Origin of the sequence: Micromonospora sp. NPDC000207, from assembly GCF_040300925.1 — a bacterium.
Lineage (GTDB): Bacteria > Actinomycetota > Actinomycetes > Mycobacteriales > Micromonosporaceae > Micromonospora.
The window spans coordinates 1-12,452 of sequence record NZ_JBEPEQ010000012.1 but is presented as its reverse complement, the minus strand read 5'-3'; the positions used below and the strand labels follow the sequence as shown (position 1 = coordinate 12,452).

The following is a 12,452-nucleotide window of genomic DNA, read 5'->3' as shown; positions in this document are numbered from 1 at the left end:
TCAGACCGCCCGCGTCAGGCGGCGCGGGCGGTCCACCTGTCGCCACGCCGCTCCACAGTCAGCGGCAGGCCGAAGGTCTCCGACAGGTTGTCCCCGGTCAGGGTCTGCTCCAGCAGTCCCTGGGCGACCACTCCCCCGTCGCGCAGCAGCAGGGCGTGGGTGAACCCGGGTGGGATCTCCTCCACGTGGTGGGTCACCAGGACCAGGGCCGGGGCGTCCGGGTCCTGGGCCAGCTCGGCCAGGCGGGCGACCAGGTCCTCGCGGCCCCCGAGGTCGAGACCGGCGGCCGGCTCGTCGAGCAGGAGCAGCTCCGGGTCGGTCATCAACGCCCGGGCGATCTGCACCCGCTTGCGCTCCCCCTCGGAGAGGGTGCCGTAGGCCCGTTCGGCCAGCCCGCTCACCCCGAACTGGGCCAGCAGGGCCCGGGCGCGCGACTCGTCGTACCTGTCGTAGTCCTCCCGCCACCGGCCCACCACCGACCACGCGGCGGTGACGACCACGTCGGCAACCCGCTCCTCGGCCGGGATCCGCTCGGCCAGCGCGGCAGTGGAGAGCCCGATCCGGGTACGCAGTTCGTTGACGTCGGTACGGCCGATCCGCTCACCGAGGACGTGGGCGGTCCCGGCGGTCGGATGCAGCTGCCCGGCGGCCAGCTTCAGCAGGGTGGTCTTCCCGGCCCCGTTGGGCCCCAGGACCACCCACCGTTCGTCCAGTTCGACCCGCCAGTCCACGTCGTGCAACAGCGGGGAACCGGATCGGCGGACCCCGACGGTCTCGAGGCTGACCACCAGGTCGGCGTCCACGGACGACGATGCGGATGCGGCACCACCGGCGCCGGAGATCAGGTCAGTGTGCACCCGTCCATCCAATCACGCACCGCCGGGCCGCCCCCCAGGGGCGGCGGTTCGGCTCTAGGCTGAGGCGCCGTGTCGTTGGTCACCCCCGTCGGAAGGACGGTCCATGTCGTATCCGTGCGCCCCGTCGAGCCCCCGGCCCACCGGGTGAGCCCGGTCATCGAGATCGCCGGGCTGCGCAAGACGTTCCGGAGTCTGCGCCACGGCCCCCGGGTCGCCGTGGACGGCTTCGACCTGCACGTCGAGGCGGGGCAGGTGCACGGGTTCCTCGGCCCCAACGGTTCGGGCAAGACCACGACCCTGCGGGCCCTGCTCGGGCTGGTCCGCGCGGACGCCGGTGAGATGACGGTGCTCGGCGTACGCACTCCGCACCACCTGCCCAGGGTGACAGGGCGGTTGGGCGCGATCGTGGAGACCCCGCAGTTCTTCGGCAACTTCACCGGACACCGGACGCTACGGCTGCTGGCCGTCGCCGGTGGGGTCCCGGTCAGCCGGGTCGACAGGGTGCTGGAGCTGGTGGGGCTGCGCGACCGGGGCCACGACCGGGTCCGGGGTTACTCGCTCGGGATGCGGCAACGCCTCGCGGTCGCCTCGGCGTTGCTGAAGGACCCGGAGCTGCTGATCCTTGACGAACCGGCGAACGGGCTGGACCCGGCGGGCATCCGGGAGATGCGTGACCTCACCCGGTCGCTGGCCGAGTCGGGGGTGACGGTGCTGTTGTCCAGCCACATCCTCGCCGAGGTCCAACTCATCTGCGACCACGTCACGATCATCTCGGCCGGGCGTCGGGTGGCGACCGGTCGGGTCGACGACGTCCTAGCCGGGTTCGACAGGCACGAGGTCCGGGTCGGGGTCGCCGAGCCCGCCCGCGCCGTCGAGTTGCTGCGCGCCGCCGGGCTCCCGGTCCGGGAGGAGGACGACCACCTGGTGGTCGGCGGGACCGAGGATCCGGAACTGATCGCCCGGACCCTCGGCGAGCAGGGGGTGTGGGTTCGGGAGTTGACCCCGCTCCGCCCCGACCTGGAGAGCGCCTTCCTGGAACTGACAGGCACGTCCGCCACCCCGGCACTGCCCCGGCAGGTGGACGACGCCACGGCCCGCGACTCCGTCATCGACCTCGGTGCGTCCGAGGCCGACACCGCAAGGATGGACACGTGAACCTCGTCCGGGCCGAGTTGGAACGGCTGGGTTCCCGCCGTTTCGTGCAGCTCATGCTGGTGTTGCTACTGCTGGCCTTCGGGATCACCACGGCCACCACCCTCGCCGGTTCGCACCGGCCGTCGGTCACCGAGGTGCAGAACGCCCGGGCCGCGGCGGCCCAGGAGATCCGAGGGATGGAGCTGGAGTACGAGCGGTGCGTGGCGCAGCTGCAGGGGCAGCGGCCGGCCGACGACTTCGGCACCGACAAGTACCCCACGTCCTGCTCGCCGTACGACCCCGGGCAGTTCGACAGGCTTCCGATCGCCACCGACTACCTCGACGGCGTGTTCGTCTTCGCCAACGAGGCCGAGCCCCTGCTCTACTTCCTCATCGCCTACCTGGTGCTCTTCGGGTTCCTGGTCGGGGCCTCGTTCATCGGGGCCGACCTCAACTCCGGCGGGGTGGTGAACCTCCTGCTGTGGCGGCCCCGCCGACTGACTGTCCTCGCCACCAAACTCGGTACGCTGCTCGTCACGCTCCTGCTGCTGTCCGTCGTCGCCTCGGCGGTCTACCTCGGGGCGTTCTGGACGATCGGGCAGTTGGCAGGTCTGCCGGGCACGGTCGACGGGGAGTTCTGGCGGTCCCTGGGCACCCTGCACGGCCGGGGTGTGGTGCTGGCCCTGATCGCCGGTGCGACCGGTTTCGCCCTCGCCACGCTGGGTCGGCACACCGCCGCCGCCCTGGGCACCGTGGCGGCGTACGCGGTGGTGTGGGAGCTGGGTGCCCGGCTGGTGATGGAGATCGTCGGCGTCGAGCGGGTGGACCAGCTGATGCTCACCAGCCACGTCGGGGCGTGGCTCAACGGCCGGGTCGAGTTCTGGGACGGGGCGGACTGCGGTCCCCACGGCTGCGTCGGGTCGTACGAGATCACCTCGGGGCCGGCGCTGGTGGTGCTGCTCGGGGTCGCCGGGGTGCTCTGCGCCGCTGCCTTCGCCCTGTTCCGCCGCCGCGACCTGATCTGAGACCGACAGCTGCGGACCGGGCCGGGATGGGGGTGGGGCGGTCAGCCGACGGTCGAGCCGAAGACCTCGTCGCGGACGGCGTCCAACGCGGTCCAGAGCGCCCCGTGCAGGATCGGCTCCTCCGCCAGCCCCGTCGTCACCACCCGGGGTTTGACCAGGGTGATCGCCGCCACCTCGCGCTGGACCCGGTCGGCCAGGGCCGCGCCGCCGGCCTGCCCCACCTCACCGGCGAGCACCACCAGCGGCGGGTCGAGCACCACACAGGTGCCGGCCACCCCGAGGGCGAGTCGACGGGCCAGTTCGTCGAGGAAGGGCTCACCGGCGGTGCCGGCGGCGACCCCGGCGCGTACCGCCTCGGCGGCGGTGGGAGCGTCGAAACCGTGCTCGGCCGCCACCGCCCGTACCGCGTCGGCCGCCGCCAGCTGTTGGAACGCCGGCTTGGCGCGGCGGGAGACGTCCCGGGGGATCGGCACGCCGGGCACCGGTAGGTAGCCGATCTCCCCCGCCGCCCCGGTGCTGCCGTGGTGCAGTCGACCGCCGAGCATGATCGCCAGGCCGACACCGGCCCCGACCCAGATCAGGGCGAAGTCCGACACCCCCCGCCCCGCTCCCGCCCGGGCCTCGGCGACCGCGGCGAGGTTGACGTCGTTTGCGAACACGACCGGGATCTGGAGATCCTCCCGGAGGGCGGCGAGCAGTCCCCGGTGCCATCGGGGGAGGTCGAACGCGAAGGTGATGTCCCCGGTGCCCGGATCGACGAGGCCGGGCGTGCCCAGCACCACCCGCCGTACGCTCGACAGCTCCGCACCGGCGCTGCCGGCGGCCTGGACCACTGCGGTGTGCACCACGCCCACCGGGTCGTCGGTGTCGCCGGTGGACTGTTCCACCCGGCCGAGGACCGTTCCGGTGATGTCGGCGCAGGCGGCCACCACCCGGTCCGCGCCGACGTTCACCCCGACCACGTGTGCGCTGCCCGGACGAACCGCGTAGAGCTGCGCGTTCGGACCCCGCCCACCGGCCCGCTCGCCGACCCGGGTCACCAGCCCCCGCTCCTCCAGCCGCTCCACCAGTTGGGAGGCGGTGACCTTGGACAGGCCGGTCAGCTCACCGAGCCGGGCCCGGGTGAGGGGACCCTGTTCCAGGAGCAGCTCCAGCGCCGCACGGTCGTTGAGCGCCCGCAACAGGCGGGGCGTGCCGGGCAGCCGGGTCGCACTCATGCCACGTCCTCTGGTCGTCGTGGAGTCGTACGCTCCTGCGGATGGGTGCCTTAGCGTAGCGGCCGACCCGGCGGGAAAGAGGCCGGGCGAGACGGTCCCGGGGCGGGCCGGGCGGCACGACACGGCAGGCGGCAGGAGGCGGCGGGTGGGCTCGGATCCGGGACTGCGGCGAATGGTGCTCGGCACGCTGTTGGCCGCCTACCGGGGGCCGCACCCGCCGCCCTGGGCGGTCGACCTGGTCGCCGAGGGTCTGGCCGGACACGCCCTGTTCGGTACGAACGTGGAAACGTTGTCGCAGGTGGCGGTCAGTACCGCCGCCCTGCGGGCCGCCCGCTCGGACGTCCTGGTGGCGATCGACGAGGAGGGCGGGGACGTCACCCGGTTGGCGCACGCCACCGGCAGCCCCTATCCCGGCAACGCCGCGCTGGGGGTGGTCGACGACGTGACGTCGACCCGGCTGGTGTACGAGTCGATCGGGGCGGAGCTGGCCCGGGTGGGGGTCACGGTGAACCTGGCCCCCACAGTCGACGTGAACACCGCCGACGACAACCCGGTGATCGGGGTCCGGTCCTTCGGGTCCGACCCCGCTCGGGTGGCCGCCCACGCCGCCGCCGCAGTGGCCGGGTTGCAGGCCGCCGGGGTCTCCGCCTGCGCGAAGCACTTTCCCGGCCACGGGGCCACAGTCACCGACTCGCACCTGCAGCTGCCCACCGTCGACGTACCGGTGGAGGTGCTGCGGGAGCGCGACCTCCCGCCCTTCGGGGCGGCGGTCGCAGCCGGGGCCAGGGCGGTGATGACCGCGCACATCCGGGTACCGGCGCTCACCGGGGAGGTGCCCGCGACGTTCAGCCGGGCCGTCCTGGTCGACCTGCTGCGCGGTGAGTACGCCTTCACCGGGGCAGTGGTCACCGACGCCCTGGAGATGAAGGGTGCGGCGGCGGTCGCCGGTGGGGTGGGACCGGCCGCCGTGCGGGCCCTCGCGGCGGGCGCGGACCTGCTCTGCATCGGGGCCCGGGTGGACGCCGCCCTGGTCGAGGAGGTCGTCGCCGAGATCGTCGCCGGGCTCGGCGACGGCCGGCTGGACCGGGCCCGGGTCGAGGAGGCGGCCGGTCGCGCCGCCTGGCTGGCCGCCGCCACCGCCAGGAGACCGCCCGCCGGGTCCACCCCCGACCACCACCTCGGGTACGCCGCCGCCCGCCGTGCGGTCCGGGTGGAGGGTCACCTCGACGGCCTGCACCGGCCCCTCGTGGTGCAGGTGCACGCGACGTCGACCCGAGCGCTGGAACGGGTCCCGTGGGGGCTCGGCCCGCACCTGACCGACGTCGAGCAGACCCGGGTGGTGGCCGCCGAGACCTCGACAGAGAGTCTGCGTCAGCTCGCCGGGCAACGGCCGATCATCCTGGTGGGCCGCAACCTGCACCGGCTTCCCGGCGCCACCGAACTGGTCGGCTCCCTGGCCGCCGTCCATCAGGTGGTCGTGGTGGAGTTGGGTTGGCCGGGGCGGTGGCGGCCGACGGGGGCACGTGCCTTCGTCGCGACGTACGGCGCGAGCCACGCCAACTGTCGGGCGGCGGCCGAGGTGCTCGGGCTGACCCACGGCAAATCGCCTTCTGCACGCTGAACCGCCGACCTGCCCCGACTGACAGCGTGGCCGAACCGCCTGCATGCACGCTGCGCTACCTGACCAGTTCTCGCAGTGTCCCACAAAGCTCCAGGTCAAGTCCGTTACTGGACAGATCAAAACGAGGTTCGACCCCTTGCTCGACCGCACCCCGATACGTAGCGTTACGGCTATCGGCTCCGCCATCCGCCGCCCACGGCAGGGCCGGGGAGGACAGTGCTGCGGGGCGTGGATCCGGCCCGGGATCCACGACCCGCGCCTGTTCGCCACCCCCGTCGCCACCTTCGCGGACCATGACCCATACCGATGCGTTCCGACCCGACTCCGGGCGGAGGGCCATGACATCGAGCACTATTCATATTGATTTCCATACATGGAAAAGTTCCTCTGAAAAGGTGGTGAGCATGCGGGATGAGTCGAGCAAGCAGCACCGGCCGGACGGCACGGCAGCCTTCGAGGCCCCGGGGTCGACCCAGGGGTTCCCGGTGCAGCCGCCCTACCACGGCCTCCGGAGCGACACCGCCGCTCTCGACTGGGAAGAGCTGAACGCCCTACCGACGGGCTGGTCGACCCGGCGCGGACTGGGCACCTGCTGACAATCGGGGTCACCGGGCGGGTCCAGCGCCGGTTTTCGCACACCTGTCGGGTAGCTTCTCCTGGTCCGATCCACCGGTACGACAGGAGAAGCTCCGCGCATGGGCAAGAAGACGATCCACGTCTCCGACTTCAGCGGCACGGTCCTTGAGGCCGACGACGAGATGGTTCGCGTCGTGGTGCTGGAGCACCCTGACCTGGTCGCCGGGCCCGTACGGCTGGACGCCACCCCGACCGAGGTGGAGCAGATCGACGACGCCACGCTCGACGTCGCGGTGGTCGAGATCCACGACGGGCTCGACGGGGGCGAACCGCGCCGGGTGGTGCTCAACGCCAGCGAGTTCGACTCCATGGCGACCGACGTGCCGATGGCCCAGCTGCTCAGGACGGCCGAGCGGGTCAAGCCGCCGAAGGCCCGCAAGAGCGCCGAGAAGATCGACTACGGCACCATCGAGCACGCCGGCAAGCCGCACCGGGGCCGGGTCACCGAGGAGGAGGCCCGGTTGGTCCGGGAGCAGCTCGACGAGGTCAACAAGCGCCTCGCCGACGCCGGCCTGCGCCAGATCGACCCGACGGACCCGGACCACGCCACCCGGTACGCCTTCGACCAGCCCACCCAACCCGACCAGCCCACCCAACCCGCCTGACCCGACGCCTTCCCTGGCATCCCCGGCACCCCGCCACCCCCGGGCGGTCCCGGGCGGTCCCGGACGACCCGGCCGTCGGGCGGTCCCGGCCCTCCGGGCGGCCTGGCCGACCGGCCACAAGCCACCCCCGGCAATCCACGGCCCCCGACCCATCCGGTCGGGGGCCGTTTCGATGCACAGACCCTTCGAGATCTTGGACAGTTTCCGTTCGGAGCGAACGTCATCTGTGCAAGATCTCGAAGGGAGTGGGCGGGCGACGGGGCTGATCAGCGGGAATTCGTTGACGATCATCGATTGAGATCGTTACATTTCTCAACTAACAGGGAAAGCGCTTGCCACCACCGCTGCTCCACCGCTGCTCCACCGACAGGCGCCTCCACCCCGCGCACCTCCGTCCCGAGGAGTGACAGATGCGTCGCGAGCACCATCCGAGCACCCGACCCGTACGGCGGATCGGCCTGACGGCCGTCGCCACCCTCACCCTCGCCGCGGCCACCGCCGCGGCCACCGCAGCGGTTGTCGCCCCGGCCACCGCCCTGGCGGCCACTGTCGACCCCAACACCAGCTACGTGCTGGTCAACCGGCACAGCGGCAAGGCGATGGACCTGTACGACTGGGCCACCACCGACGGCGCCCCGGTCAACCAGTTCACCCGCAACGACCTGGCCGTGCAGCAGTGGCGCTTCGTCGACGTGGGCAGCGGCTACCACCAGATCCGGTCGGTGCACAGCGGCAAGGTGCTGGAACTCCCGAACGCCACCGACGGGACCCGGCTCGTGCAGAACACCGCAGCCGGCGGCAACACCAGGCAGCACTTCCGGCTCGCCGACTCCGAGGGGGGTCACGTCCGGCTGATCAACAGGCACTCCAACAAGGCAGTCGAGGTGTGGGAGTGGTCCACCGCCGACGGCGGCACCATCGCCCAGTACCAGGACCTCGACGGCTGGAACCAGCAGTGGCGGTTGACCCCGCTGGGCAGCAGCAGCGCCTGCGGCGGCGGCTCATTCAACGCCGAGGCCGTACTCAACGGGAGCACCTGGACCGCCCGCAACGGCGGCAGCACCGTCTACACCGGGACCGACATGCGGGCCGCAGTGCAGGCGGCGATCGGCAGCCTCAGCGCCGGCCGGACCAGCAAGCAGCGGGTGGTGGTCCGGGGCTCCGGGTCGATCAGCGCGAACTCCCGGATCTCCCTGCCCAGCTACACCACCATCGACGTGTGCGGCACCATCGACGTCACCGGAACCGGCTCGGGTGACCAGGCCCCCATCTACTCCCGGGGCACCACCCAGGTCGAGGTGCAGAACCTGACAGTCACCGGAAGCCCCCTGTACGGGATCTTCATGCGCAACGTCACCGAGGTGACCCTCGGGCAGATCGACATGCGGCTCTCCCGGGGCCTCGGCGTCCGCATCGACAACCGGGGCGACACCAGCCAGTGGTCCCGCAACATCAGGATCAACAACGTGTACGTCTCCGGAGCGAGCTCCCACGCGGTGGAGACGTACGGGGTGGACGGGCTGACCGTCGGCACCGTCACCGCCCGCAACGTCGGGGAGTCCGGTCTGCTGCTCAACCAGACAATCAACGCCACCGTCACCACCGTCGACGCCGAGAACGCCGGGGCGGGCACCGGGTACGCCGCCTTCCGGATGGCCAACCGCAACGGGCGGGTCGGCTCCAGCTACCCGACCAACATCAGGGTCGGCACGGTGAAGGCACGCGGCGGGGGGCGGGGCATCTTCTGCGTCTCCGAGTCCGGGGGCGCGACGATCGACCGGGTCGACATCGCCAACACCGGCAACAACGCCGTCCTCATCGAGAACTGCTACGGGGTGAACATCGCCGCCAACGGGGGCACCATCAGCGGGGGCGGGGAGGTCCGACTGGCGGCCCGCAGCGAGTTCCCCGGTAACCGGGACATCGCCCTGCGGAACTTCACACTGACCAACAGCCGGATCACCGAGAGCCCCTGCACCACCAACCTGACCATCAGCAACGTCACCCTGAACAACTCGACGATCAACCGCTGCTGAGCCTCGGTCCGGCCCGTCCGGCCGCCGCCGACCCGGGTCGGCGGCGGCCGTGTCGTACCCTCCTTCGGACGCGGGAGGTGCGACGATGCGGCTGTCGGTGGGGTGTGCGATGTGGACGCACAAGCAGTGGCAGGGCCGGCTGACGACCCACCCCCTGCCGGCCCACGAACGGCTACGGCACTACGCGAGCTGGTGTGACGCGGTCGAGGGGAACACCACCTTCTACGCCACCCCGACCCGGGAGACCGTCGCCACCTGGGCGGAGCAGACCGATCCGGGCTTCCGGTTCGTGGTCAAACTCCCCAAACCCGTCACCCACGAACGTCGGCTCACCGACGTGGACGAGCCGATGCGCGCCTTCCTGGACGCGATGGAACCGCTCGGCCCCCGGGTCCACGCCCTCTGGATCCAGCTACCGGCCTCCTTCGGCCCCACCGACCTGCCGACCCTCGCCCGGTTCCTGCGCCGTCTCCCCGAGGCCCACCGGTCCGCCGTCGAGGTCCGGCACCCCGACTTCTTCACCGACCCCCAGGCGTCGAAGCTCCTCGAAGGGGTCCTCGGTGACGTCGACGCCGAGTGGGTCCCCTTCGACACCACCGAGTTCTTCCGTACCCCGCCGAGCAGTGACGCCGAGCGGGACGCCTGGCTGAAGAAGCCGCGCACGCCGCTGCGTACCACCGCCCTGACCGACCGACCGATAGTCCGTTACCTCGGGCGGGACGCCGAGGACCGTACCGTCGAGGGTTGGCAGCGGTGGGTCGGGACCGTGACCGACTGGCTCCGCGAGGGACGCTCACCGACGGTGTTCGTCCACACCCCGGACAACGCAGACGCCCCGGTCCTCGCCCGCCGCTTCCACGACGAGGTACGCGCCCGGGTCCCCGACCTCGCCCCACTCCCCACGCCGATCCCGCTCGAACGACCACTGACCCTGTTCTGACGCCCGTGCGACACCGACCACGGTCCGTCGCCCGGCGGCGGTCCGCCCTCCGCCGGGCGACGGGACGATCAGAGATAGACCACCCGACTGCGGCGGTCGGCGGTGACAGCGTCCAGGCCGGGGGCGTCGAGATCCACGTAGAGCTGGAGCAGTTGGACCACCGGGTCGAGGTTCACCCCCGCCGGGAGCGGAAGTTGGATGGTGTCGTTGTTCGGCCGGTTCGGTGAGCCGGAGGAGTCCCACACCGCGCGGACCACGTTGCCGTCCGGGCCGGTCGCCTCGACCTGGGCCCGCAGCGTCTTCGGGGTGCCGGTGGAATCGATGACCGCGGTGAACGATCCGGTCGCGGGGTCCTTGGTGACCGAGAACTTGACGCCACCGACCACCTGCACCACCGCCCCGATGGTCAGGCCGCGCACCGCGAAACTCAGGGTCCGGGCCAGCCCCCCGGTCGAGGCGAGGGAGGCCGGGTTGGGGGCCACGAAGACCTGACCGTCGGTGAACTGCTCAATGTCGGACTGGCACTTGTACGCGCCGCCCTTCGGCAGCGGCTGGTACACCCCCGTGTTCGACGCGGGCGCCGACTGGGTCAGGGTGTAGGAGAGCCCCACGTCCCCACCGGAGACGTTGTGCGCGTAGAGGGACGGCTCACCGTCGATGTTGATCACCTCGAACTGCACCCCACCGGTCTGGTACGGGTCGGACGTCTCCCCCCGCTGCGCCAGCACCAGCATCGGCAGGACGTTCGCCGCCACGCTCGCCACCTGCACCAGGGAGCCCAGCCAGTCGTCGAGCCCGGTCAGTCCGGCCCGTCCCGGCTTCACCGGCGCGGGGTCGGGAGCAGCCGCCGCACCGCCCGGTGCGACCAACCCGACGGTCGCGGCGGCACCGCCGAGGACTGCCGCGCCCCGCATCACGTCCCGGCGACTCACCGACCGACGACGGTGCTGTTCATCCTGCATCTCCGACCTCCGCATCCGGCTGTGGTGCGCCGTGAGGTCGGTGTCGCACCCCGCCGCCACACCATGGGTGCAGGTGATGCTACTCCCCGTAAACATCGAAATCCATCTTTGAAATGGGGGTGTGCCCGTCCGTCAACCCGGGCACGGCCGGTGAACGGCGGTGTCACCGGGCCCGCCGCCCTCCTCGGCCTCCCCCGACAGCCGGTACGGTGAACCGACCGAGGCCGGGCGGTCGGACGGTCCGGGGTGAGGGAGGGGCCGCGTGGCGTCCAGGGAAGCCGACATCGCCGAGGAGCAGGCGTACTTCGACGCGGCGGCGAAGCACCGCGACCGGCGCCGCGACGACCTGCGGAGGCTGCCGTCGGCTGCCGCGCACACCGGCGCCGCCGCCCACCTGCGCCGGTACGCCGACGCGGCCACGAAGGCGCTCGGCGCGGCGGACGAGGCGGTGGCGTTCGGCCGGATCGATGCCGAGTCGGGCGAGATCCGGTACGTCGGGCGGCACCTGATCCGGGACGCCGACGGCGAGGTGCTGGTGGTCAACTGGCACGCGCCGGCCGCCGCCGGCTGGTTCGAGGCCACTGTGGACAACCCCGCAGGAGTACGCCGCAAGCGCGCCTTCACCTGCACCGGAAACACCATCGAGGAGCTCACCGACACGATCCTGGCCGAAATCGCCGAGGCGGTGGACGCGCACCTGCTGGCCGAGCTGACCCGCGGGCGTACCGGCACCATGCGGGACATCGTGGCCACCATCCAGGCGGCCCAGTTCGCGCTGATCCGCGCCCCGCGCGACCAGGTGCTGGTGATCGAGGGCGGCCCCGGCACCGGCAAGAGCGCGGTGGCCCTGCACCGGGTCTCCTGGCTGCTGTTCCAGCACCGCGCCGAGATGTCGGCCCCGGACGTGCTGGTGGTCGGGCCGAACCCGACCTTCGTGCGCTACATCGGGCAGGTGCTGCCCGCCCTCGGCGACGAGGGGGTGGAGCTGTGCGACGTCGGCCGGCTCGCCCCGCAGGTGCCGCTCGGGCGCACCGAGCCGGACGCGGTCACCCGGATCAAGGGCGAGGCGCGGATGGCCGACCTGCTGGCCCGCGCACTGGACGCCCGGATCGGCACCCCCGACCCGGCCGAACGGCTGCTGGTCGGCGGCCGGTTCGTCACGATTCCCGGGGCCGAGGTCGCCGAGGCGCTCGCCGGGGCGCGGGCCGCCGCCCTGCTGTACTCCGGTCGGCGCCGGCTGCTCCGTGACCGGCTCTCCGCCCTGGTGGCCGCCCGCACCGGCGTCGACCCGGGCGGGGCCGACGCGGTCGGCAACCTGGCCGAACGGCTCTGGCCACAGCAGACCCCGACCGGTCTGCTGCGCGACCTGCTCGGCTCCACCGCCCGGCTGCGGGCCGCCGCCGGGGACGCGTTCACCCC

General features: G+C 72.2%; 11 protein-coding genes. 8 read left to right on the top strand and 3 right to left on the bottom strand.

Going from position 1 to position 12,452, the window contains the following annotated elements; translation table 11 throughout:
- Positions 1 to 14: 14 nt before the first annotated feature.
- On the bottom strand, positions 15 to 857 hold the full coding sequence (locus ABT336_RS05205) for an ABC transporter ATP-binding protein (RefSeq protein ID WP_502891109.1): 843 nt from the start codon (positions 855 to 857) through the stop codon (positions 15 to 17).
- Positions 858 to 1,001: 144 nt separating this feature from the next.
- Between ABT336_RS05205 and ABT336_RS05200 the strand changes: the two genes are divergently transcribed.
- Positions 1,002 to 2,012, top strand: a complete 1,011-nt coding sequence (locus ABT336_RS05200; RefSeq protein WP_350895282.1) for an ATP-binding cassette domain-containing protein — start codon at positions 1,002 to 1,004, stop codon at positions 2,010 to 2,012.
- Positions 2,009 to 3,016, top strand: a complete 1,008-nt coding sequence (locus ABT336_RS05195) for an ABC transporter permease subunit (RefSeq protein WP_350895234.1) — start codon at positions 2,009 to 2,011, stop codon at positions 3,014 to 3,016. The genes ABT336_RS05200 and ABT336_RS05195 overlap by 4 nt, the downstream gene beginning before the upstream one ends.
- Before the next feature lie 41 nt (positions 3,017 to 3,057).
- On the opposite strand, the gene ABT336_RS05190 is transcribed toward ABT336_RS05195, so the two are convergent.
- Positions 3,058 to 4,233, bottom strand: coding sequence for an ROK family transcriptional regulator (locus ABT336_RS05190; protein ID WP_350895233.1), 1,176 nt, complete (start codon positions 4,231 to 4,233; stop codon positions 3,058 to 3,060).
- 145 nt (positions 4,234 to 4,378) lie between these two features.
- On the opposite strand from ABT336_RS05190, the gene ABT336_RS05185 reads away from it, so the two are divergent.
- The 5 genes from ABT336_RS05185 (at position 4,379) to ABT336_RS05165 (ending at position 10,071) form a co-directional block, all read left to right on the top strand.
- Positions 4,379 to 5,854, top strand: coding sequence for a glycoside hydrolase family 3 N-terminal domain-containing protein (locus ABT336_RS05185; protein WP_350895232.1), 1,476 nt, complete (start codon positions 4,379 to 4,381; stop codon positions 5,852 to 5,854).
- 404 nt (positions 5,855 to 6,258) lie between these two features.
- On the top strand, positions 6,259 to 6,450 hold the full coding sequence (locus ABT336_RS05180) for a hypothetical protein (RefSeq protein ID WP_350895231.1): 192 nt from the start codon (positions 6,259 to 6,261) through the stop codon (positions 6,448 to 6,450).
- A gap of 99 nt (positions 6,451 to 6,549) precedes the next feature.
- A complete protein-coding gene (locus tag ABT336_RS05175; RefSeq protein ID WP_350895230.1) occupies positions 6,550 to 7,095 on the top strand; it encodes a hypothetical protein in 546 nt (181 codons plus the stop codon).
- Positions 7,096 to 7,505: 410 nt separating this feature from the next.
- Entirely contained in the window at positions 7,506 to 9,131 is a 1,626-nt protein-coding gene (locus tag ABT336_RS05170; protein WP_350895229.1) for an RICIN domain-containing protein, read from the top strand.
- 109 nt (positions 9,132 to 9,240) lie between these two features.
- Positions 9,241 to 10,071 (top strand): DUF72 domain-containing protein, encoded by an 831-nt coding sequence (locus tag ABT336_RS05165; protein ID WP_350895281.1) that lies wholly within the window; start codon positions 9,241 to 9,243, stop codon positions 10,069 to 10,071.
- Between the two features lie 68 nt (positions 10,072 to 10,139).
- Here the strand turns inward: ABT336_RS05165 and ABT336_RS05160 are convergent, their stop codons facing one another.
- Positions 10,140 to 11,033: a hypothetical protein gene (locus ABT336_RS05160; protein WP_350895228.1), complete on the bottom strand. Its 894-nt coding sequence runs from the start codon at positions 11,031 to 11,033 to the stop codon at positions 10,140 to 10,142.
- A 262-nt stretch (positions 11,034 to 11,295) separates the two neighbouring features.
- On the opposite strand from ABT336_RS05160, the gene ABT336_RS05155 reads away from it, so the two are divergent.
- The coding region (locus ABT336_RS05155; RefSeq protein WP_502891107.1) for a helicase domain-containing protein at positions 11,296 to 12,452 on the top strand (1,157 nt) is incomplete at its 3' end.

Excerpts from the sequence above, each read along its gene's own strand:
- ABT336_RS05190 (WP_350895233.1), bottom strand. The coding sequence starts at position 4,233 with ATGAGTGCGACCCGGCTGCCCGGCACGCCCCGCCTGTTGCGGGCGCTC.
- ABT336_RS05180 (WP_350895231.1), top strand. The coding sequence starts at position 6,259 with ATGCGGGATGAGTCGAGCAAGCAGCACCGGCCGGACGGCACGGCAGCC.
- ABT336_RS05175 (WP_350895230.1), top strand. The coding sequence starts at position 6,550 with ATGGGCAAGAAGACGATCCACGTCTCCGACTTCAGCGGCACGGTCCTT.
- ABT336_RS05170 (WP_350895229.1), top strand. The coding sequence starts at position 7,506 with ATGCGTCGCGAGCACCATCCGAGCACCCGACCCGTACGGCGGATCGGC.
- ABT336_RS05165 (WP_350895281.1), top strand. The coding sequence starts at position 9,241 with ATGTGGACGCACAAGCAGTGGCAGGGCCGGCTGACGACCCACCCCCTG.
- ABT336_RS05160 (WP_350895228.1), bottom strand. The coding sequence starts at position 11,033 with ATGCAGGATGAACAGCACCGTCGTCGGTCGGTGAGTCGCCGGGACGTG.